This is a genomic window from Streptomyces atriruber (genome assembly GCF_001418325.1).
Classification (GTDB): Bacteria; Actinomycetota; Actinomycetes; order Streptomycetales; family Streptomycetaceae; genus Streptomyces; species Streptomyces atriruber.
This window is the reverse complement of the sequence record NZ_LIPN01000086.1, coordinates 18,718-40,690: the sequence shown is the minus strand read 5'-3', so window position 1 is coordinate 40,690 and position 21,973 is coordinate 18,718. Positions and strand designations below refer to the sequence as shown.

The following is a 21,973-nucleotide window of genomic DNA, read 5'->3' as shown; positions in this document are numbered from 1 at the left end:
GGGATCTCCGGGAGCGGTTGGCGGGCGTGGCCGAAAAGGGGCAGGTCCGGACGGTGGGCGGGAGAGCGAAGGGGCCGGGCGGACCCGCGTCAGTCCGGCAGCGGCGTCAGCAGGATCCGGCCCACCAGCCCCACCGCCCCGTCGAGCCGCTCCGCGAACTCCGACGCCACGCCGGGGAGTTCACGCAGCGCCCACAGGGCCCGCGCCGACGCCCAGGCGCCGTCCCTTGCGCGCTCCAGGCTCCAGGAACCGGCCAGATGCGTCAGGGGGTCGCCGACCTGGAGGAGGTCGGGGCCGGGCATCAGCTCTTCGCGGATGCGTTCCTCCAGGGAGACGAGGGAGTCGCCGACGCGGTCGAACTCGTCCTCCAGATCGGCCGGTTCGCAACCGAGCGCACGACAGCTGTCCACGAGGGCCAGCGCCAGGTCGTGCCCGATGTGCGCGTTGATTCCCGCGAGCGCGAACTGCAGTGCGTGGACGCCGGGATGGCGGCGGTACTGGAACAGCGGGCGCCAGCAGGCGGGCGGGCGGCGCCCGTCGGCCGCCGTGTCGACGGCCGCCAGATACCGCTCGGCGAAGCGCACGGCCAGCGTGCTCGCGGCACGCGGGTCGGGGAAGGCGCCCAGGCCGAGGCGCCGGGCGACCTCCTCGGTCACCGACAGGTAGACGCGGTTGAAGACGGCCACCCCGTCGCGCGGCGGCCAGTCGTCGCCGAGCGCACGCATCCGCGCCATCACGTCGTCGACCCCGCGGGCCGGGTTCCTGAACTCTGCGAACCGCTCCAACTGCGCCATGGGGGCAGGGTCCCAGTCCCGGGCCGACCCGGACGTCAGCGCACCGGCCGCTTCCCCGAAACGAGGGAACGGAGGCCGTGCGGGCAGGGGCGCGGCGGGTTGCGGCACCCCCGCCCGCGTACGCCTACGAGTCGGCGCGCGACCGAGCCGTGTCCGGCGAAGGGGCCCCGGCCCGAGCCCGAGTCCGGGCCTGCTCGTGATCGGGAGACTGCCCGCCCAGGCCGAGCGCCGCACCCCCGACGGCCAGCGCCGTCGCCACCAGCGCCGCGCTGACCCAGAGCGGCGAGCGGTAGCCGAGCCCGGCGGAGATCGCGAGGCCGCCGAGCCACGGGCCGAGGGCGCCGCCCACGTTGAACGCGGCCGTCGCGAACCCGCCCGCCAGATGGGGCGCCTCGGCCGCCGCGTACAGCGCCCGCGCGATGAGCGTCGAACCCACGCCGAACGACAGCGCCCCCTGAACGAGGACCAGGACGACCGCTGCCACCGGATGCGCCGCCGTCGCCGCGAAAAGCACCCAGCCGGTGAGCAGCGCGAGCGAGCCGAACACGAGGAGCGGCACGGGCCGCGCGTCGGCGAAGCGGCCGGCCGTGCCGACCCCGACGAAGGAGCCGATGCCGAACAGCGCCAGCATCCCCGGCACCCAGGCGGAGCCGAGACCCGCGACATGGGTGACCAGGGGCGCGAGATAGGTGAACGTGCAGAACGTCGCGCCGTTGACCAGCGCGCCCAGCAGCAGCGTCACCAGGAGCCGCGGACCGCGCAGCGCACGCAGTTCCCCCAGCGCGCTCGGGCCGTCGGCGTCGGGCGCCCCGGGCGGCACGGCCCGCGCGATGGCGAGCACGGCGGGCAGCGAGAGGAGGGCCACGGCCCAGAACGCCGAGCGCCAGCCCCACGCCTCGCCGAGCAGGGCGCCCGCCGGAACGCCCGCGACACAGGCGACGGTCACGCCGCCGAGCAGCGCGGACGTGGCGCGCCCCTTGGCGTCGGGCTCGACCATGCCCGTGGCGGTGACCAGGGCGACGGCGAGGAAACCGGCGTTGGCGAGGGCGCCGACGACGCGGGTCACGAGGAGCACGGCGAAGCTCGTGGTGAGCGCGCCGACGACATGGACGAGCAGGAAGGTGACGAGGAAGGCCAGGAGCGCGCTCCGCCGGGAGAAGCGACGGCTCAGGACGGCCATCAGCGGCGCACCGACGATCATTCCCACGGCGAACGCCGAGGTCAGATGGCCCGCGGCCGGGACGGTGACGGACAGGTCCCGCGCGATGGCGGGGATCAGCCCGGACAGCATGAACTCGGAGGTTCCTTGCGCGAAAACGGCAAGCCCGAGGAGGTAGAGGGCAAAGGGCACAGCAGGACTCCGCAACCACGGTGTGGATCGAAAGGATCGGGGCACGGGGGCGGTGATCCGGTGGTGGCGGGCGCGGTTCCTGCGCGCGGGCGCGTCAGTGCATCAAGGTGTCACTGGATCGGCGCGAGAAGCCACCGGACGACCGGTGGCGTGAGTCTGTCGGACTCGGGAGTGGACATGGTGCGCACCCTAAGCAGCGGTCGCGCACCACGTCCAACGGTTTAACCGCGCTCGCGGCCCTCTTCGTCGTACGTCGACGTGCCCGAATCGAGCAGCGGTTCCTGGGACTTGAGGTGTGCGGGGGCGAAGGCGCGCAGCACGTGGTAGCCCGTGATGACGACGATCGTGCCGAGCGCGATCCCGCTGAGCTGGAAGTTGTCCGTGATCTTCAGGGAGACGCCGCCGACACCGATGATGATGCCCGCCGCGGCCGGCACGAGGTTCAGCGGATTGCGCAGGTCGACCTTGGCGTTGATCCAGATCTGGGCGCCGAGCAGGCCGATCATGCCGTACAGGATGACGGTGATGCCGCCGAGCACGCCGCCGGGGATCGCGGCCACGACCGCGCCGAACTTGGGGCAGAGTCCGAAGAGCAGGGCGAAGCAGGCCGCCGCCCAGTACGCGGCCGTGGAGTAGACGCGGGTCGCGGCCATCACGCCGATGTTCTCGGAGTACGTGGTGTTGGGCGGGCCGCCGACCGCGGTGGAGAGCATCGAGGCGGCGCCGTCCGCGGAGATCGCCGTGCCGAGCTTGTCGTCGAGGTTGTCGCCGGTCATCTCGCCGACGGCCTTCACGTGGCCCGCGTTCTCCGCGATCAGCGCGATGACGACGGGCAGCGCCACGAGGATCGCCGACCACTCGAAGCTCGGTGCGTGGAAGGACGGCAGGCCGATCCAGTCGGCGTCGCCGACGGCGGACAGGTCCAGGCGCCAGTGGTCGACGACCTTGCCCGAGGCGTCCGCCGAGTGGATCTTGCCGAAGACCTCGTCGAGGACCCAGGAGATGCCGTACCCGAAGATCAGCCCGAGGAAGATCGCGATGCGCGACCAGAAGCCGCGCAGACAGACCACGGCCAGCCCGGTGAAGAGCATCACCAGGAGCGCCGTCCACTGGTCCTGCGGCCAGTACGTCGATGCCGTGACCGGCGCCAGGTTGAAGCCGATGAGCATGACGACCGCGCCGGTCACGATCGGCGGCATCGCGGCGTGGATGATCCGCGCCCCGAACTTCTGCACCGCGAGACCCACCAGGAACAGCGCGGCGCCGACCACGAAGACCGCGCCGGTCACCGTCGCGCTGGAGCCGCCCTGCGCGCGGATGACCGCGGCGACGCCCACGAAGGAGAGCGAGCAGCCCAGATAGCTGGGCACCCGGCCGCGGGTGGCGAGCAGGAAGATGACGGTGGCGACGCCCGACATCATGATCGCGAGGTTCGGGTCGAGGCCCATCAGGACGGGCGCCACGAAGGACGCGCCGAACATGGCGACCACGTGCTGCGCGCCGAGCCCGAAGGTGCGCGGCCAGGAGAGCCGCTCGTCGGGACGGACGACGGCTCCGGGCGCGGGGGTGCGCCCGTCGCCGTGCAACTTCCAGCGCACGCCGAGATCCATGGTGAGTCAGTCGCTTTCTGTCCGCCGAACCGGGCCCGGCCGGGTGGCCGGAAATGATCGACGCCATGTTAATGCGACGTAAGTGCGGCTTCTCTCCGGTGCGGGCCCGGTGCGGCCGACGTCGGGACGGACGTCCGGCCGGGGCCGGGCCGGACGCCCCGCCGGTTCAGGACCTGGGTCCGTGCGCCGCCGCGTCGGCGGGCGCGGCCTGCGCCGCCTTGCGGCCGCTCGTGCGCAGGACGCCCGCGAAGATCGTGAGGCCGCAGGCGAGCAGCGTCACCAGGCCGAAGGAGGTCACCAGGCTCGTGGCCTCCGCCAGCGCGCCGATCGCCGACGGGGCGATCAGGCTGGAGGTGTACGTGATGGTGGCGACGCCCGCGATGGCCTGGCTGGGGTTGGGGCCGCTGTGCCCGGCCGCGGCGAAGGCGAGCGGCACCACGACCGCGATGCCGAGGCCCATCAGGGCGAAGCCGCCCATGGCCATGACGGGGTGCGAGGCGAGGACGACGAGCAGTCCGCCGAGCGTCGCGAGGACGCCGCCGGCCCGCACGGTGCGCACCGCGCCGAACCGGTTCACCACCGCGTCGCCCACGAGCCGCGCGATGGCCATGGTGAGTGTGAAGCCGGTGGTGGAGGCGGCGGCGACGCCGGGCGACGTGTCCAGGACGTCCCGCAGATAGACCGCCGACCAGTCCAGGCTCGCGCCCTCCGCGAAGACCGCGCAGAAGCCGACCGCGCCGATGAGCAGCGCCGACCTGGGCGGCAGCGAGAACCGCGGCGGCGCCTCCTCCTCGGGCTCGGGCTGCAGGTCGAGGACACCCTGGCAGGCGACGAGGCCGAGCGCGGTCAGCGTGGCGGCGGCGAGTACGTGGTGCAGCCGGGCGTCCGAGCCGAGGTGGGCGGCGACGGTGCCCGCCGCGGAGCCGATCAGGGCGCCGACGCTCCACATGCCGTGCAGGCCCGACATGATCGACTTCCGCATGCGGGTCTCGGTCTCGACACCGAGCGCGTTCATCGCCACGTCGGACATGCCGGACGTCGCGCCGTACACGAAGAGCGCCAGGCAGAGCATGGGCAGGTTCGGTGCCAGGGACGGCAGGACCAGGGCGAGCGTCCACATGACGAGGAGGCCGCGCAGCGCGTTGCGGGCGCCGAAGCGGTGGCTGATGCGGCTCGCGAGCGGCATCGCGACGGAGGCGCCGATCGCGGGGAAGGCCAGGGCGAGGCCGAGCATGCCCGCGCTGACGTCGGCGTGGTCCTGGATCCAGGGCACCCGGGTCGCGAAGGACCCCGCGACGGAGCCGTGCACGCAGAAGACGGCCGCCACGGCGATGCGTGCCCGCTTCAACCGCTGTTTGTCGTAGACCACTTCACTCATCCCGCTCCGCCCCTCCCGAGTGCTGCCTCGCTACGGCGACGTAAACTATCAGGAAGCCTGCCTGATAAATAGAAGCTTTCTGTGGGAGGATCCGGCCATGCCTGTGTCGCCTGCTTCACCGAGCACCGCCCGAGCCATCAACGACCGGCTCGCGCTGGGGCTCCTGCAGAGCGAAGGGCCGCTCACCGCGAACCAGTTGAAGCAGCTCACCGGCCTGTCGAGGCCCTCCGTGGCCGACCTCGTCGAGCGGCTCCAGGGCTCCGGGCTCATCACCGTCGTCGGGGAGGCGGGCGCCCAGCGGCGCGGCCCGAACGCGCGGCTGTACGGCATAGTCGCCGACCGCGCCCATCTCGCCGCCCTCGACGTGCGCACCGAGAGCGTCTCCGTCGTCGTGACCGATCTGCTCGGCGCGGTGCTCGCCGAGGCCTCCGCGCCCATCGGCGGCGGCACCGGCACCGGCCACGCCGTCGAGCGCGCCGTCGCCCTCGTCGAGCGCGCGGCGCTGGAGGGAGGTGTGCAGCGCCTGCACACCGTCGGCATCGGTGCCCCGGGACTCATCGACCCCACCACCGGCGACCTGCGCGACACGTCGTCGCTGCCCGCCTGGCACCGGCGCCTCGCCGGCGCCCTCCACGAGCGGCTCGGCGCCCGCGTCCTGGTGGAGAACGAGACCAACCTCGCGGCCCGTGCCGAACGCAGGGACGGCGCCGCGCACGACCGCGACACGTTCGTGCTGCTCTGGCTCGGCGACGGCGTCGGCGCCGCGGTCGTGCTCGACGGCGTGCTGCGCAGGGGCGCGTCCGGGGGCACCGGCGAGATCGGCTTCCTGCCGGTGCCGGGCACGAGCATCCTGCCGTCGGCCACCAGCTGCGAGGGCGGCTTCCACTCGCTGGCCTGCGCGGCTTCGCTCCGCGAACTCGGTGCGGAGCACGGCATCCTGGAGCCCGGCATGTCCGGCGCCGACGTGGTGCGGCGCGCGGTGGAGAACGGTGAGGGCGCCTTCCTGGACGCCGTCGCCGACCGGGTGGCCGTCGGCGCGGCGGCGATGGCCGCGATCCTCGACCCCGGCTGTGTGGTCCTGGGCGGTGAGGTGGGCCGGGCGGGCGGCGCCGAGCTCGCCGCGCGCGTCACGGACCGCGTCACCGCCATGTCGCCGCTGCGCACCGAGGTGCGGGCCGGCCTGCTCGGCGGGGCCGCGGTGCTGCGGGGCGCGCTGCTCGCCGCGAGGGACGCCGCGCAGGACGAGCTCTTCGGGCCGCAGGCGGCTCACTGAGACCCGCGGCTCACGAGCGCCCGCGCCGCACCGCGACGCGCCCCGGCCTCATCGCGACCCGCCAGGGCGCCACCGCGACGCGCCCCGCTCTCACCTACGCGCGCCCGACGACCGCGCCGCCAGATACTCCTCGAACGTGCCCTTGCCCACGGCCCGTCCCGGCGTCAGATGGCCGCCCGCCCGTGCCGCCCGGTACGTCCGGCCCGCGAGCCGCACCGGCAGCACCCGGCGCCGTTTGCCGCTCGCCCGCAGGTACGCGCGGGCCAGGTCCGGGAAGGTGCGGACCTCGGGGCCTCCCATGTCCTCGGCCCGGCCCGCCGGGGGCGCCGCCGCCAACTGCGCGAGGCGGTCCGCCACTTCGCCGACCTCGATCGGCTGGTCGCTGACCCCGCCGGGCAGCAGCATGACGGGGAGCTTCGCCGACGCCTCCATGATCCGCAGGACCAGGTCGTGGAACTGGGTGGTCCGCAGCACGGTCCAGCCAAGACCCGACTCCTCGATCAGCCGCTCGACCGCGAGCTTCGTCTTGTAGTAGCCGAGCGGCACCCGGTCGATGCCGACGATCGAGATGTAGACCAGATGCGCGACACCGGCCTTCCGCGCCGCCGCGATGAGGTTCTCGGCGGCACGCTCGTCACCACCGCGCGGTGTGGTCGCGCAGTGCACGATCACGTCCGCGCCGGTGACCGCCGCGTCCAGGCCGGCGCCCTCGCGCAGGTCGACGGCGTACGGCCGCGTGTGCCGACTGAGCACCCGCACCTCGTGACCGTCCGCCCGCAGCCGCTCGGTCACGAGGCGGCCGAGGGTTCCGGTTCCGCCGGTCACCAGGATCGTGCTCATCACGGGACTCCTTCGTCGTCATGCGGCGGCCAGCTGACGCTCCACGAACGCGAGCTTGTCAGGATTGACGACCGACCGTACCCCGGTCACCCGTCCGTCGCCTCCCTCGAACGAGGCGACGGCCGTCAGGTGCCCCGCCACGCGCATGACCAGCGCGGGCGCGCCGTTGACCTCGGCGACCGAGACCTCCGCGGCTTCGAAGTTCGCCTTGATACGGACCAGGAACCGCAGGACGTTGTCGCGCCCGAGGATGGGCGTGACCGCCGCGGCGACCTTGCCGCCGCCGTCACCCCACCACGTCACGTCGCTGGCCAGTATCTTCTCCAGGCCGACGACGTCACCCTCGCGGGCCGCGGCGATGAACGACTCGACGAATCTCTGCCGCAGCTCGTGCCCCGGCGCGAAGCGGGGCCGCGCGTCGGCGACGGCCCGGGCGGCCCTGCGGTACAGCTGGCGGCAGCCGGCCTCGCTCGCGTCAAGGACGCCCGCGATCTCCCGGTGGCTGTACGCGAAGGCCTCCCGCAGCACGTACACCGCGCGCTCCCTGGGCGTCAGCCGTTCCAGGAGGACGAGCAGGGCCATCGAGACGGCGTCCCGCTGCTCCGCGGACTCCAGCGGTCCGAGGGTGCCGCCGGAGGTGATGACCGGCTCGGGCAGCCAGGTCCCCACGTACTGCTCGCGGCGGGCGCGGGCCGTGGTCAGCCTGGTCAGGCAGAGGTTCGTGACGGTCTTGGCCAGCCAGGCGGCCGGCTGCGCGATGTCCTCGCGCCGTGTGCCGTTCCAGCGCAGATACGCGTCCTGCACGGCGTCCTCCGCCTCCTGCGCGGAGCCGAGTATCCGGTAGGCAAGGCCGAACATCCGGGGGCGGTGGGACTCGAACTCCTCGGCCAGTGCCGCTGCAGTGCTCACGCCCATAGGGTGCCAAATCCCACGGGCGTGAGCACTACGGACAGTCAGCAGGCGCCGAGATCCTGCCAAACCCCCCATTCGCCACCGGCGCCGGGCTCATCGCCCTTCGTCCACCACTTGGCCTTCCACGTGTGGGACTTGTGGGACACCGTGGTGCCGCTGCCGTACTCGGCGGCCGAACCCCATGCGGGCGCGGTGCACTTGCCGGGCGTCGGCGGGTCGGTCGGGTCCGGCGGGTCGGTCGGTCCGGTGCCGCCGGGCTCGACGACCGTGGTGCCGCGCGCCAGGTCACCGGCGAGCGCGTACGTCGTGCCGCTGATGTTCACCGTCCAGTTCCACGGCGTGGACACCGGCAGGTAGTAGTTGAAGGAGAGGTCCACGGAGGCGCCGGGTGCCAGCGACTGCCAGGCGGGCAGCTTCAGCGAGACCCGGTGGAAGTCGCCCTTCAGACCGCCGACGTTGCTTCCCGTGTGGTCGCTGCTGATCACCTTCGTACCGAATCCGGACTGGTCGGAGGCGTTTCCGGGAGCCGCGGTGGAGTAGTCGAACTGGAATTCCGTGCCGCCGGGCAGAGCCGTCTTCGTGTTGTTGGTGATCTTCACCTTGGGCGTGATCGGGTAGTTCGAATCGCCCAGCTTGAAGTCACCGAACTCCACACCGATGTCGACGGCCTTGGTGGGCAGCTCCTTGTTGGAGACCTTGGCGCCGTACGGCTTCGCGGCCTTGAACTTGTCGTACATCAGCGAGGTGAGCGTGTCGCCCATCTCGTACTGGCTCTTGTCCGCGTTCCACCGGTAGTCGCCGGCCATCTCCCAGATCATCGTGCCGCCGATGCCCCGGTCGACCACGTAGTCGGCCTTCTTCGCCACCGACTCCTCGTCCTCCGTTGACAGGAAGACCTTCTTGTCCGCGTTCCACAGCCACGGCGCGACCAGCGTGGAGCTGTACTTGCGGGCGTAGGTGCCGGTCAGCTTGGTGTCCGCGGGGAAGCCGTACTTGGTGACGTAGTCGCCGACGATCCCCTTCTCCAGGTTCTTGGCGTGCCACATCGGGTTGGATCCCGCGGGCGACTCCTTGCCGTTGTCGTCCTTGTCGTGCCAGAGGTTGTCGATGCCGACCGCGCCGTCACCGCACTTGGTCAGGCCGGACCCGGCAGGACAGCTGGTGGCGGCCGCCTTGCCCCACAGCCCGTCGGTGCCGCCCTGCACGTTCTTGAACCCGCGGGTGTAGTACGGCAGGCCGATGTTGATGCGCCCGGCGGGCATCGAGCCGCGGAAGTAGTGGTAGGCCCAGTCGGTGTTCAGATAGCCGATGCCGCCGTACTGCGAGCTGCCGTAGACGTTGGCGGCCGCGAGCTCGGCGTCCTTGCCGTCGTCGAAGAGCGAGGCGTTGGGGCCGACGTACTCGTTCCAGGCGCCGTGCAGGTCGTACGACATGATGTTGACGTAGTCCAGGTACTTCTGGACCTGGAAGGTCTCCATGCCGCGCAGCAGATAGCCGGAGGAGGGGGCCGCCACGGTCAGCATGTAGTGCTTGCCGTCGGCCGCGCCCGCCTTGTCGAGCTTCTGGCGCAGGGACTTCATCAGCGCCGCGTAGCCCTTGACGAGGCCGCCGCGGCGGGCGTTGGAGAGCGAGTAGTCGAGCGGGTTGCCCGCGTCCTTCATCGAGGTCGGGTACTCGTAGTCGATGTCGACGCCGTTGAAGCCGTACTTCTTGATGAAGGCGACCGCGGAGTCGGCGAACGTGTCGATGCCCGCCTGGTTCACGGAGCCGTCCGCGTTGGTGGCCATCGAGTAGAAGCCGCCGGAGTTCACGCGCTTGCCGTCGTCACCGAAGTAGCCGCCGGTCTCGGCCCAACCGCCCACCGAGATCAGCGTCTTGACGTTCGGGTGTGTCTTCTTGAACTTGTTGAGCAGGTTGAAGTGGCCCTTGTAGGGCAGCGCCGGGTCCATTTCGGCGCCCGCGACGCCCGGCCAGGTCATCCCGGTGGCGGCGTTCTTCTCGCCGTCGGAGCCGACGGAGAGCCTGTTGTCCTTGTCGACGTGCGCGAAGGCGTAGTTGACGTGAGTGATCTTGTCCCACGGGATGTCCTTGGCGAGGTAGGCGGGCTCGCCGTTCTTGCCGGTGCGCCAGCCGGTGAAGTAGCCGATGGTGCGGCGCTGGTGGTCGGCGCCCATCTTCTCGCGGCCGTCGCTGTCGTAGACGGAGCAGTAGGGGACGTTCACACCGGGCGTCTGGTAGAGGCCGTCGGGGCGACAGGACGCATCGTCGGCGGCGGCGTGCGTGGCGCCGCCGGAGACCAGGCTGAGCAGCAGTCCGGCGACGGCTGCGCCGGACGCGAGCAGCGTGGGTCTCGCGCGGGTGAGGGACGGCAAGGGAGCCTCCTGGGAACGGTGCGGAACACGAGCGGGGCGGAACAACACAACTGGCACAGATGTGGATCGTTCTGGGGCCCCGGCGTGCGCACACCGTCGGCTCCTGCTCCTCGGAGGTGTCGGTGAGATTAAGAGGACTAGACCAGTGCGTCAATAGGTCTGGACCAAGATGGTTGAACATGATGTTGAATGGTGGATGCTGTGAGCCAGCCCACAGCCGGTCACCCGTATGGCCCGCGACCGGCCATGGCACACTGGGCTCGTACCAGAAGCAGCGCACTCCGGGGTCGGTGTAATTCCGAACCGGCGGTTACAGTCCGCGACCCGGTCGCCTCCAGCGGCCGGTTGACCAGGTGAAATTCCTGGACCGACGGTGAAAGTCCGGATGGGAGGCAGTGCGCGGCGGGCGGGCATCTCTGTGCACGCCGCCGTAATGGCTTGTTCCTGGCCTCGGCCGGGAGCGGTTTCCGGAATTTCCGGGGACAGGTGTCATCCGGCGCAGGCGTCGCTCCAGGTGTCGTTGCCCGTACGTTCTGTCGTTCGTCGACAGTGCCCCGGAGTCCGTGCCCGAAGAGGCAGGAGGACCCGGTGGCCACCGCCGTAGCCGAAGCAGCCGCCATGCGGCACGCCATCACGCTGGCCGCCCGCGGCCTCGGCTCCACCAGCCCCAACCCCGTCGTCGGCTGCGTCGTCCTCGACGCCGCGGGCGAGAGCGTCGGCGAGGGCTGGCACCAGCGCGCGGGCGGCCCCCACGCCGAGGTCCACGCCCTGCGCGCGGCGGGCGAGCGGGCCCGCGGCGGCACCGCCCTCGTCACCCTCGAACCCTGCAACCACACCGGCCGCACCGGCCCGTGCGCGCAGGCCCTCATCGACGCAGGCATCGCCCGGGTCGTCTACGCGGTCGGCGACCCCAACCCGACCGCGACGGGCGGCGCGCAGACCCTGCGCGCGGCCGGAATCCCGGTCGAGCAGGGTCTGTTGGAGGCGGCGGCCGCCGAGGTCAACGCCGCCTGGCTGACCTCCGTGCGGCTCGGCCGCCCGCACGTCACCTGGAAGTACGCCGCCACGCTCGACGGCCGCATCGCCGCCGCCGACGGCACCAGCCGCTGGATCACCTCCGCCGAGGCCCGCGCCGACGTGCACCGGCTGCGCGCCGAGTGCGACGCCGTCGTCGTCGGCTCCGGCACCCAGCGCGCCGACGACCCGCACCTCGCCGTGCGGGGCATCGAAGGCGCCGTCCAGCCGTTGCGCGTCGTCGTCGACACCAACGGCACCGCCGTCACGCCGGACGCCCGCGTCCTGGACGACGCGGCACCCACCCTGATCGCCGTCGCCGACGACGCCACGCCTGCGTACGACACCGAAAACGCTGAAAACGCCGCGAACGTCGTCCGACTCCCGCGCGCAGAGGGTGGGTTGGACATCCGGACCCTCCTCGACGTGCTCCACGCGCGCGGGGTGCGGTCCGTCCTCCTCGAAGGCGGTCCGACGCTCGCCGGTGCCTTCGTCGCCGCCGGCGCCGTCGACCGCGTCGTCGGTTACCTCGCCCCCGTCCTGCTCGGCGCGGGGCCCGCAGCACTCACCGGCGGCGGAATCACGACCATCACCGAAGCGTTGCGTCTCGACGTGAGCGAGACCGTCCGCATCGGCCCCGACCTGCGCATCACCGCGACCCTCGTAGCGAAGGAGCACTGAAGTGTTCACCGGAATCGTCGAAGAGCTGGGCGAGATCACCGCCGTCGAGAACCTCCCCGACGCCTCTCGCTTCCGTCTGCGCGGCCCCGTCGTCACCGAGGGCGCCAAGCACGGCGACTCCATCGCGGTCAACGGCGTCTGTCTGACGGTCGTGGAGCACGAGGGCGACGAATTCACCGCCGACGTGATGGCCGAGACCCTGAACCGCTCCAGCCTGGGCGCGCTCGCGGTCGGCTCCCGCGTCAACCTGGAGCGCCCCACCTCGGTCGGCGCGCGCCTGGGCGGTCACATCGTGCAGGGCCATGTCGACGGCACCGGCGAGATCGTCGAACGCAAGCCCTCCGACAACTGGGAGATCGTCAAGGTCTCGCTCCCCGCCGACCTCTCCCGCTACGTCGTGGAGAAGGGCTCCATCACGGTCGACGGCGTCAGCCTCACCGTGGTCGACGCGGGCCCGGACCACTTCACCATCAGCCTCATCCCCACGACCCTCGCGCTGACCACGCTCGGCATCAAGCAGCCCGGCGACCCGGTCAACCTGGAGGTCGACGTGATCGCCAAGTACGTCGAGCGCCTGCTCGGCGACCGTGCTCAAGTGCCGTCCCAGGAGGCCGCCAAGTGAACTGGCTCAACTCCGAAGCCTTCACGGCCTTCGACCAGCACATCCTGTGGTCCGACATGATCGGCAACACCGTCGGCCTGGTCGCCCTCGCGCTCGGCTGGCGGCGCTCGATATGGACCTGGCCCGCCCAGTTCCTGTCCGGCGTCATCCTCGTCGCCGCGTACGCCTCCGCGCAGCTCTCCGGCGGCGTCGGCAAGCAGCTCCTCGTCATCGGCGTCGCGCTGTGGGGCTGGCAGCAGTGGACGCGCGGCAGGCAGCAGGCGCAGGACGGCTCCATCGCCATCCGGTTCGCCACCTGGAGGGAGCGGGGCGTCCTGGTCGCGGGCACCGCGGTCGGCACGCTCGCCGTCGGCGCCCTGTTCAGCGCCGTCCCCGACCTGTCCTGGAACCCCTGGCCCGACGCCTACATCTTCGTCGGCACGCTCGCCGCGATGGTCGCCCAGGCCCGCGGTCTCGTCGAGTTCTGGTTCGCCTGGCTGCTCGTCGACGTGGTCGGCGTGCCGCTCGCCTTCAGCAGCGGCCTCGCCTTCTCCGGACTCGTGTACGTCGTCTACCTCGCCCTCGTCCTCTGGGGCATGCGCGACTGGTGGCTGCGCTCCCGCGCGGCCGCCTCGCAGCCCGTCATGGAAGGAGCCCCGGCATGACTGTGGCACCGGTCTGGCGCAGCGCCGCCAGCGAAGAAGACACCCTCGACCTCTCCCTCGACCCCGTCGAGCAGGCCGTCCGCGACATCGCGGCGGGCCGCCCCGTCGTGGTCGTCGACGACGAGGACCGCGAGAACGAGGGCGACCTCGTCGTCGCCGCCGAGAAGGCGACGCCGGAAACGGTCGCCTTCATGATGAGCGAGTGCCGCGGACTGATCTGCGCGCCCATGGAGGCCGACGAGCTGGACCGGCTCCGGCTCCCGCAGATGGTCGAGCACAACACCGAGTCGATGAGCACGGCCTTCACCGTCTCCGTCGACGCGTCCGCCGCGCACGGCGTGAGCACCGGCATCTCCGCCGACGACCGCGCCACCACGCTGCGGCTCCTCGCCTCGGGCAGCGCCGCGGCCGACGACTTCGTGCGCCCCGGGCACATCTTCCCGCTGCGCGCCAAGTCCGGCGGCGTGCTCGCCCGCAACGGCCACACCGAGGCCGCCGTCGACCTCGCCAGGCTCGCGGGACTGCGCCCCGCCGGGGCCATCGTGGAGATCGCGGGCGAGGACGGCCGGATGCTGCGGCTGCCCGAGCTGGTCCCGTTCGCCCGCAAGCACGGCCTGACGATCATCTCCATCGAGGACCTGATCGCCTACCGCCGCTCCGCGGAGCCCACCGTCCGCCGCGAGGCTGAGGTCAGCCTGCCCACCGCCGCGGGGGACTTCACGGCCTACGGCTACCGCTCCACCGTCGACGGCGTCGAGCACGTCGCCCTCGTCCACGGCGACATCGGCGACGGCGAGGACGTCCTCGTCCGGCTGCACTCCGAGTGCCTGACCGGCGACGTCTTCCACTCCCTGCGCTGCGACTGCGGCCCGCAGCTGGAGGCGTCCATGCGGCGCATCACCGACGCGGGACGCGGCGTCGTCGTCTACCTGCGCGGCCACGAGGGGCGCGGCATCGGCCTGCTCTCCAAGCTGCGCGCGTACGCCCTCCAGGAGCAGGGCAGCGACACCCTCGACGCCAACCTGGAGCTCGGCCTGCCCGCCGACTCCCGCGACTACGGCGCGGGCGCGCAGATCCTGCGCGACCTCGGCGTCCGCGGCGTCCGGCTGATGACCAACAACCCCGACAAGACCGACGCGGTCCTGCGGCACGGCCTGAAGGTCACCGGGCGCGAGCCCATGCCGGTCGAGGCCGGTGAACACAATCTTCGGTACCTGCGTACCAAGCGGGACCGGATGGGGCACGACCTGCCCTGGCTGGACACCACCGACGTGTCCGCCTGCGGAAACCAGTAAGCCCAACAAGCAAGCAGCTACCACGGTCAGAAGATCTTGAGGAGAAGCGCGTGAGCGGCAAGGGTGCACCCGAACTGAGCGTCAAGAACTGCGGCGACCTCCGGGTCGCGGTGATCGCTGCGCAGTGGCACGACAAGGTCATGGACGGCCTCGTCGACGGCGCCCTGCGCGCCCTGAACGAGCTCGGCATCAGCGAGCCGACCGTGCTGCGCGTCCCCGGCAGCTTCGAGCTGCCCGTCGTGGCCAAGGTCCTCGCCGGGCGCGGATACGACGCGATCGTCGCGCTCGGTGTCGTCATCCGCGGCGGCACCCCGCACTTCGAGTACGTGTGCCAGGGCGTCACACAGGGCCTCACCCAGGTCTCCGTGGACACCGGCGTGCCGATCGGATTCGGCGTGCTGACCTGCGACACCGAGGAGCAGGCGCTGGACCGTGCGGGCATCGAGGGCTCCCGCGAGGACAAGGGCCACGAAGCGGTCACCGCGGCGGTCGCCACCGCGACCACGCTCCGTACCATCTCCGAACCCTGGCGCTGAGGGGGACCGTCCGGCCGCGTAGAGTGGCGACCATCATGTCCAAGAAGACTTTCGAGGAGCTCTTCACCGAGCTCCAGCACAAGGCCGCCAACGGCGACCCCGCGACCTCCCGCACCGCCGAGCTGGTCGACAAGGGCGTCCATGCCATCGGCAAGAAGGTCGTCGAGGAGGCCGCCGAGGTGTGGATGGCCGCCGAGCACGAGGGCAAGGAAGCCGCCGCCGAGGAGATCTCGCAGCTCCTGTACCACGTACAGGTGATGATGGTCGCCCGCGGCATCTCCCTCGACGACGTCTACGCCCACCTCTGAGCCGTACGTCCACCAAGTCAGCTCAACCCACCCGTCACGCAAAGGAATCCCGCCTCATGCTGCGCATTGCCGTCCCCAACAAGGGTTCACTGTCCGGACCTGCGTCGGCGATGCTCCATGAGGCGGGCTACCAGCAGCGCAAGGAGTCGAAGGAGCTCGTCCTCGTCGACCCCGACAACGAGGTCGAGTTCTTCTACCTGCGGCCCAAGGACATCGCGATCTACGTCGCGACCGGCCGCCTCGACATCGGCATCACGGGTGAGGACCTGCTGATCGACTCCGGAGCCGACGCCGAGGCGATCCTGCCGCTCGGCTTCGCCCGCTCCACCTTCCGCTTCGCCGCGAAGCCGGGCACGGCGAGCGACCTCAAGGACCTCGCGGGCAAGACCGTCGCGACCTCCTACGAGGGCATCGTCGCCAAGCACCTCGCCGAGCAGGGCGTCGACGCCTCCGTCGTGCACCTGGACGGCGCCGTCGAGACCGCCATCGAGCTGGGCGTCGCCCAGGTCATCGCGGACGTCGTGGAGACCGGCACCTCCTTGCGCAACGCGGGCCTCGAGGTCTTCGGCGACCCGATCATGAAGTCCGAGGCCGTCGTCATCCGGCGCACCGGCGCCGACACCGACAACCCCAAGGTGCAGCAGTTCCTGCGCCGCCTCCAGGGCGTCCTCGTCGCCCGGTCGTACGTGATGATGGACTACGACTGCCGCGCCGAGCACCTGGAGCAGGCCGTCGCCCTCACCCCGGGCCTGGAGTCGCCGACGATCTCGCCGCTGCACAACGAGGGCTGGGTGGCCGTCCGCTCCATGGTCCCCGCCAAGGAGGCCCAGCGGATCATGGACGACCTGTACGCCATCGGCGCCCGGGCCATCCTGACCACGGCCATCCACGCCTGCCGCCTCTGACCGGCCCCTGAACCGGTAGGAGCACCAGCCTCATGTCCGACAGCCCCGCCCTTCCCGCCCTGCCCGTCACCTTCCGGCCGACGCGGACCCGGGCCGTCATGCTCACCGCGGGCGTCACGATCTTCGTGGTGATCACGGTGATCGCCTTCCTGCTGCCCACGCTCAGCCCGGGGGAGCGGGCCAGCTTCGTCTTCACCGGCGCGCTGCTCTGCGGCGTGCTCGTGCTGCTCAGCAGGCCCAAGGTCGTCGCCGACGAGTCCGGCGTCACCGTCGTCAACATCGCGACCAGCCGCCGCCTCGCCTGGGCCGAGATCGTGCAGGTCAACCTCCGGCCCGGCGACCCCTGGGTGTTCCTGAACCTCAGCGACGGCACCAGCCTGCCCGCCCTGGGCATCCAGCCGGGCATCGCCAAGCAGCAGGCGATCGGCGACGCCCGCGCCCTTCGTGCCCTCGCGGACGCCCGCGCTACTGGACGTTCCGCGCCCGGTCTTGATTAATCTGGTGGCGGGGCGTGCATGGAGTGCCGCCCCGCCCCTGACGGGCCCGCCCGGCTCCCAGGGGCTCCTGCTAACCGAGGAGTGACTCCCTCCGGCGATGGACGGATCGTCCTGTAGTACCTGCGCCGCCCCCTCCCGACATACCGGGACCGGCACGACCGGAGAGGCGGCGGCATGACAGTGCCCCTGCTGCTTCTCGGGGCGGCATTCCTGCTGATTCTCGCCAACGGCTTCTTCGTGGCGGCCGAGTTCGGCCTCGTCACCGTCGAGCGGCCGGACGCGGAGAAGGCCGCGGCCGACGGCGACCGAAGAGCCCGTACGGTCGTCGACGCCCTCAAGGAGCTGTCCTTCCAGCTCTCCGGCACCCAGCTCGGCATCACCATCACCTCGCTCGTCGTCGGCATGCTCGCCGAACCGGCCCTCGCGCACCTGCTCGCGGGCCCGTTCACGGCCGTCGGCGTCCCCGGCGGTGCCGTCGGCGGTGTCTCCGTGGTGGTCGGCATGCTGCTCGCGTCCGCCGTGCAGATGGTGATCGGCGAGCTGGTGCCCAAGAACTGGGCCGTGTCCAGGCCGCTGCAGGTCGCGCGGTTCGTCGCGGGCCCGCAGCATGTGTTCGCGCGGCTCTTCCGGCCCGTGATCGCGCTCCTGAACGCCGTGGCCAACCGTCTCGTGCGCGCCCTCGGCGTCGAGCCCGCCGAAGAGCTGGCCTCGGCCCGCACCCCCGGCGAACTGGTCTCCCTGGCCCGGCACTCGGCCCAGGCCGGTGCCCTGGAACAGGACACCGCCGACCTGTTCGTACGCACCCTCTCCCTCGGCGAGCTGACCGCACAGCACGTCATGACGCCGCGCGTGAAGGTCAGCGCCCTGCAGTCGTCGGCGACCGCCGAGGACGTCGTGAACCTGACCCGCGCCACCGGTCTGTCCCGCTTCCCGGTCTACGACGAGCGGATCGACGAGATCGTCGGCATGGTCCACCTCAAGGACGCCCTCGCGGTGGCGGCCCACGCACGCCTCAGGACGCCCGTGGGCCGTATCGCGAAGTCCCCGGTGCTCGTCCCCGAGACGCTGCCCGTGCAGCCCCTCCTGGAGCGGCTGCGCAGCGAGCAGCCGATCGCCGTCGTCGTCGACGAGTACGGCGGCACGGCGGGCGTCGTCACCCTTGAGGACATCGTCGAGGAGCTCGTCGGCGAGGTCCGCGACGAGCACGACCACTTCGACCTGCCCGAGCTCTGTCCCGCACCGGCCGAGGACGGCAGGGCGGCGTGGGACGCCGATGGCAGCTGTCGTGTCGACACGCTCCAACGCATAGGCCTCGACGTGCCCGAGGGGCCGTACGAGACCGTGGCCGGCCTCGTCGCCGACCTGCTCGGCCGCATCCCGGCCCCGGGCGACCGGGCCGAACTCCCGGGCTGGCGGCTTTCGGTGCGCCAGGTCGGGCACTACCGGGCGGAGCGGGTGCGGCTGGTGCGCACCCACGACGCCTCGGCCGTCGTGGAAGCCGCGGAGGCACTCCGATGAGTCTGCTGCAACTCCTCTTCGCCCTCCTGCTGGTGCTCGCCAACGGCTTCTTCGTGGGGGCCGAGTTCGCGCTCGTGTCCGTGCGCCGCAGCCAGATCGAGCCCCTGGACACCAAGCGGTCCCGCCAGGTCCTGTACGGCCTGGAGCATCTGCCGCAGATGATGGCGGCCGCCCAGTTCGGCATCACCGTCTGCTCGTTGACGCTCGGTGCGGTCGCCGAGCCGACCGTCGCCCACCTCCTGGAGCCGGTCTTCGAGACGGTCCACCTGCCCGAGGGCATGATCCACCCCCTCGGCTACGTGATCGCGCTCGCCGTCGTCGTCTTCCTCCACCTCGTCATCGGCGAGATGGTCCCGAAGAACCTCGCGATGGCGGCGCCCGAGAGGACCGCACTGTGGTTCAGCCCGGGTCTGGTCGCCTTCGCGCGGCTGTGCCGGCCGGTGACCGTGGCGCTCGGTGCGTGCGCCCGGGTCGTCCTGCGGCTCTTCAGGGTGGAGCCCAAGGACGAGGTCGAGGCGGTGTTCACCAGTGTGCAGCTGGGCCGCCTCGTGGAGGACTCCGGTCAGGCGGGACTGCTCGACCCCGTCGAGCAGGAGCGCCTGGAGGACGCTCTGGAGCTGGGCTCGCGCCCGGTCACGGACGTCCTGCTCGATCCGGTGGCGCTGGTCACCGTCGGCCCGTCGGTCACCCCCGCCGGGGTCGTGGAGCTCACCGGGCGCACCGGGTACTCCCGCTTCCCGGTCCGCGCGGAGAACGGCGCCTTCATGGGCTACCTCCACGTCAAGGACGTACTGGACCTGGAGGAGACCGAGCGTGCCGTGCCGCAGCAGGTGTGGCGTCCGATGACCACGCTGCGGGCCGAGCTCCCGCTGGACGACGCCCTGACCGTGATGCGCCGCGCCGCGACGCACCTGGCGCAGGTCGCCGACGCGTCCGGGAAGGTGCTCGGCCTGGTGGCCCTGGAGGACGTGCTGGAGCTCCTGGTGGGGGAGGTCCGTGATCCGGCGCACCGGGTCACGGTGCCGAGGACGCCGCCGGAGGACTCCAGGGACTCCGCGCTCGCGGTCAGCCACGCGGGCTGACCCGAAGGGACCCCCGGGGTGTCAGACCCCCGGGGTGTCCTGCGGTCCGCGGCCCGAGAGCACCTCGCCGTACGCCTGCATCAGGTCGGGCAGCCGCAGCGTCGACAGGTCGTCGCGCCCCGGTTCGCCGGGGTAGCCGGAGAGCCGCAGGTCGCGGTAGGCGCAGCTCTTCTCGTACAGCGTGCGCAGGAAGCGGCCGTTGCCGAGCTCGTCGATCCAGGACTGGTCGACGACGTGCCCGCTGATGGAGCGCAGCTCTTCGAGGGCCTCCTCGTCCCAGACGTCGCCGTTGTCCGCGGCGAGGACCTCGCCGATGGCGGTGAGTTCGAGCGGGCGGTACGAGGGGAAGTCGACGCGGGTCGTGAAGCGTGAGGACAGGCCGGGGTTGGCGGCGAGGAGCCGGTCCATGCCCTCGGGATAGCCCGCGAGGATCACGACGAGGTGGTCGCGGTTGTCCTCGGCGCGCTTGAGGAGGACCTGCAGGGCCTCGTCCCCGTAGGCATCGCCCTTGCCGTAGCCGGAGTTGGAGAGCGAGTACGCCTCGTCGACGAAGAGGACCCCGCCGATCGCCGAGTCGATCAGTTCGTTGGCCTTCACGGCGGTCTGGCCCAGGTACTCGCCGACGAGGTCGGCGCGCTGTGCCTCCACGAGGTGGTCGCCGCCCAGCAGGCCGAGCGCGTAGAAGACCCGGCCGAGGATGCGGGCCACGGTGGTCTTCCCGGTGCCCGAGGGGCCGGAGAAGACGAAGTGTCGTTTCGGCGGCTGCACCGGCAGGCCCTGTGCGGCGCGCAGACGCGCCATGTTCAGCTGCGCGGAGAGCGCCTTGACCTGGCGCTTCACCGGCTCCATGCCCACCATGCCCTCCAGTTCGGAGAGCGCGGCCTCCAGGAGCGCGGGGTCGGTGGGGCCCGGGGGCAGCTGCGGCGGCCCCGCCTTGATCGGGATGATCGCCTTCTCACGGACGGCGTCGGCGTCGGAAGGGCCCGAGGATCCTGGCGCTCCCGGGGATCCCGTGGGGCCCGAAGGCCCTGTGGTGCCGTCGGTGGCCGACGGGCCGCCGCCCGAGGGGAGTTCGGGTCCGGTGACCTTCACGTCCCGGCCCTCAGGGCCGAACAGCACGTCGATGCCGTCGGGCGCCTCCAGCACGTCCTGCCCCGCTCCGGTGAGGCTGATCGCGGCGGCGAGGTCGGCAGCCTCGTCGTAACCGTCCCCCTCGGAGATCGCCGCGAGCCGCGCCGAGGTGTCCATGAAGGAGGCGTCGACCCGGTGCACCGCGCGGTACAGGGGCAGGGCGGCCGCCGAGCGGCCGGTGCCCTCGTGCGCGCGGGCCAGCCAGTAGCGCAGCTCCTTGCGCTGGGGCTGTTCGCTGCGGCAGCGCATGAGGGCGGCGGACAGGAGCGGTTCGGCCTGGCCGTACGTCTCCAGGCGGACCCGGGCCATGCCGCCGAAGAGCCCGGCCTCGATGCCGAGCATCGGGTCGTCGATCAGCGGGTCCGTGTGCCGCACCAACTGCTCCCAGTCCTTGACCAGGTAGGAGCGGCAGGCGTGCAGGAAGCGCACCTGCGGGTCCGCGTCGACCGGCGGCAGTCCCGCCAGCGCCCGGTCGAGCTCAGGGACATGGCGGCCGTCCAGCCAGTGCGAGGCGTGCGCGAGCAGCAGGTCGCGGGCGTTCTCCAGGACGGGCTGCACCCACCAGCCGAGCCAGTACCAGGAGTTGAGGGCGCGGCCGTGCCGGGTGCGCTGCTCGCCGAACCGGTCCCGGTGCTGGAACATCCGCAGCAGCGCCGTCGTCGTGTCGATGCGCAGCGCGTGCAGCCCTAGCCAGCCGTCGGCCATCCCGGGGTCCATCCGCACCGCCGTCCGGAACTCGTCCTCCGCCTGCGGATAGGCGCCCATCGTGTAGGCGTCGACGCCCCTCAGCCAGGCGAGGTCGGCCGGGGCGGGTGCGCCCACCGCATCGAAGTCCATCAGGTCCCCCACAAACCGTGCCCCCGTTTGCGTACCGCCGGACCGGTGCCCGCCGGCGACTGCGCCGAACCACTGCGCCGCTGAACCATCGCGCTGAACCAGTGTGCTGCGGACGGGAGTTGGTTCGATGCGCAGAGCGGCCGTCCGAAAAGGCGCACCGAGATGCATCGTACCTGCGGGGGAGCGGTCGGCCGTAGGGTGCCGCACCGGTCGATCGGCCGGAAAGTGCCGACGAAGGCTCCACCCGATGGTGACCGACCGTGAGCGGATGGAGCCTCGTGGCGGCCGGAAATCGGGCTCGGAGGGCAGAACGAAGCCCCCGATCACGGGGGAACAACCGGGGGCTTCGCGTCTGCGGGCGGCCTCGCAAGAC

Annotated in this window: 19 protein-coding genes and 1 riboswitch; of the genes, 11 read left to right on the top strand and 8 right to left on the bottom strand. The window is 71.7% G+C overall.

Annotated features, from left to right (window positions below):
- Window positions 1-89: 89 nt before the first annotated feature.
- From AOK03_RS09835 to AOK03_RS09820, 4 genes are all read right to left on the bottom strand, one after another.
- On the bottom strand, window positions 90-794 hold the full coding sequence (locus AOK03_RS09835) for a DUF5995 family protein (RefSeq protein ID WP_055564797.1): 705 nt from the start codon (window positions 792-794) through the stop codon (window positions 90-92).
- Window positions 795-918: 124 nt separating this feature from the next.
- Entirely contained in the window at window positions 919-2,145 is a 1,227-nt protein-coding gene (locus tag AOK03_RS09830) for a Cmx/CmrA family chloramphenicol efflux MFS transporter (RefSeq protein ID WP_055564796.1), read from the bottom strand.
- Window positions 2,146-2,366: 221 nt separating this feature from the next.
- Entirely contained in the window at window positions 2,367-3,755 is a 1,389-nt protein-coding gene (locus AOK03_RS09825; RefSeq protein ID WP_055564795.1) for a uracil-xanthine permease family protein, read from the bottom strand.
- 166 nt (window positions 3,756-3,921) lie between these two features.
- Complete coding sequence (locus AOK03_RS09820; RefSeq protein WP_055564794.1) at window positions 3,922-5,133, bottom strand: MFS transporter; 1,212 nt, start codon at window positions 5,131-5,133, stop codon at window positions 3,922-3,924.
- A 97-nt stretch (window positions 5,134-5,230) separates the two neighbouring features.
- On the opposite strand from AOK03_RS09820, the gene AOK03_RS09815 reads away from it, so the two are divergent.
- On the top strand, window positions 5,231-6,406 hold the full coding sequence (locus AOK03_RS09815; protein WP_055564793.1) for an ROK family transcriptional regulator: 1,176 nt from the start codon (window positions 5,231-5,233) through the stop codon (window positions 6,404-6,406).
- A gap of 90 nt (window positions 6,407-6,496) precedes the next feature.
- Here AOK03_RS09815 and AOK03_RS09810 read toward each other — a convergent pair whose 3' ends face one another.
- From AOK03_RS09810 to AOK03_RS09800, 3 genes are read right to left on the bottom strand one after another with little or no spacing between them, the layout of a single operon-like run.
- Window positions 6,497-7,246: an SDR family oxidoreductase gene (locus AOK03_RS09810; protein ID WP_055564792.1), complete on the bottom strand. Its 750-nt coding sequence runs from the start codon at window positions 7,244-7,246 to the stop codon at window positions 6,497-6,499.
- Window positions 7,247-7,264: 18 nt separating this feature from the next.
- Window positions 7,265-8,161: an RNA polymerase sigma-70 factor gene (locus tag AOK03_RS09805; protein WP_055564791.1), complete on the bottom strand. Its 897-nt coding sequence runs from the start codon at window positions 8,159-8,161 to the stop codon at window positions 7,265-7,267.
- A gap of 38 nt (window positions 8,162-8,199) precedes the next feature.
- Window positions 8,200-10,530 (bottom strand): chitinase C-terminal domain-containing protein, encoded by a 2,331-nt coding sequence (locus tag AOK03_RS09800; protein ID WP_055564790.1) that lies wholly within the window; start codon window positions 10,528-10,530, stop codon window positions 8,200-8,202.
- Window positions 10,531-10,802: 272 nt separating this feature from the next.
- A riboswitch (FMN riboswitch) is annotated at window positions 10,803-10,933 on the top strand.
- 215 nt (window positions 10,934-11,148) lie between these two features.
- On the opposite strand from AOK03_RS09800, the gene ribD reads away from it, so the two are divergent.
- The 10 genes from ribD to AOK03_RS09750 all read left to right on the top strand — a co-directional run bounded on the left by ribD (window position 11,149) and on the right by AOK03_RS09750 (window position 19,632).
- A complete protein-coding gene (gene ribD, locus AOK03_RS09795; RefSeq protein WP_055564822.1) occupies window positions 11,149-12,225 on the top strand; it encodes a bifunctional diaminohydroxyphosphoribosylaminopyrimidine deaminase/5-amino-6-(5-phosphoribosylamino)uracil reductase RibD in 1,077 nt (358 codons plus the stop codon).
- Window position 12,226: 1 nt separating this feature from the next.
- A complete protein-coding gene (locus AOK03_RS09790; RefSeq protein ID WP_055564789.1) occupies window positions 12,227-12,847 on the top strand; it encodes a riboflavin synthase in 621 nt (206 codons plus the stop codon).
- A gap of 56 nt (window positions 12,848-12,903) precedes the next feature.
- Window positions 12,904-13,491 carry a nicotinamide mononucleotide transporter family protein gene (locus tag AOK03_RS09785; protein WP_079074602.1) on the top strand — a complete coding sequence of 196 codons (588 nt, stop codon included), beginning with the start codon at window positions 12,904-12,906 and terminating at the stop codon, window positions 13,489-13,491.
- A complete protein-coding gene (locus AOK03_RS09780) occupies window positions 13,488-14,786 on the top strand; it encodes a bifunctional 3,4-dihydroxy-2-butanone-4-phosphate synthase/GTP cyclohydrolase II (RefSeq protein WP_055564787.1) in 1,299 nt (432 codons plus the stop codon). The genes AOK03_RS09785 and AOK03_RS09780 overlap by 4 nt, the downstream gene beginning before the upstream one ends.
- Window positions 14,787-14,836: 50 nt before the next feature.
- Window positions 14,837-15,322, top strand: coding sequence for a 6,7-dimethyl-8-ribityllumazine synthase (ribH, locus tag AOK03_RS09775; RefSeq protein WP_055564786.1), 486 nt, complete (start codon window positions 14,837-14,839; stop codon window positions 15,320-15,322).
- Window positions 15,323-15,357: 35 nt separating this feature from the next.
- Window positions 15,358-15,630: a phosphoribosyl-ATP diphosphatase gene (locus AOK03_RS09770; protein ID WP_055564821.1), complete on the top strand. Its 273-nt coding sequence runs from the start codon at window positions 15,358-15,360 to the stop codon at window positions 15,628-15,630.
- Window positions 15,631-15,686: 56 nt separating this feature from the next.
- Window positions 15,687-16,535: an ATP phosphoribosyltransferase gene (gene hisG, locus AOK03_RS09765; RefSeq protein WP_055564785.1), complete on the top strand. Its 849-nt coding sequence runs from the start codon at window positions 15,687-15,689 to the stop codon at window positions 16,533-16,535.
- Window positions 16,536-16,567: 32 nt separating this feature from the next.
- Window positions 16,568-17,032, top strand: coding sequence for a PH domain-containing protein (locus tag AOK03_RS09760; RefSeq protein ID WP_055564784.1), 465 nt, complete (start codon window positions 16,568-16,570; stop codon window positions 17,030-17,032).
- A gap of 174 nt (window positions 17,033-17,206) precedes the next feature.
- Window positions 17,207-18,550, top strand: a complete 1,344-nt coding sequence (locus AOK03_RS09755; protein WP_055564783.1) for a hemolysin family protein — start codon at window positions 17,207-17,209, stop codon at window positions 18,548-18,550.
- Window positions 18,547-19,632 (top strand): hemolysin family protein, encoded by a 1,086-nt coding sequence (locus AOK03_RS09750; RefSeq protein WP_055564782.1) that lies wholly within the window; start codon window positions 18,547-18,549, stop codon window positions 19,630-19,632. Before AOK03_RS09755 ends, AOK03_RS09750 begins: the two co-directional genes overlap by 4 nt.
- A gap of 21 nt (window positions 19,633-19,653) precedes the next feature.
- Here AOK03_RS09750 and AOK03_RS09745 read toward each other — a convergent pair whose 3' ends face one another.
- Window positions 19,654-21,600 (bottom strand): AAA family ATPase, encoded by a 1,947-nt coding sequence (locus AOK03_RS09745; RefSeq protein ID WP_055564781.1) that lies wholly within the window; start codon window positions 21,598-21,600, stop codon window positions 19,654-19,656.
- Window positions 21,601-21,973: the final 373 nt, after the last annotated feature.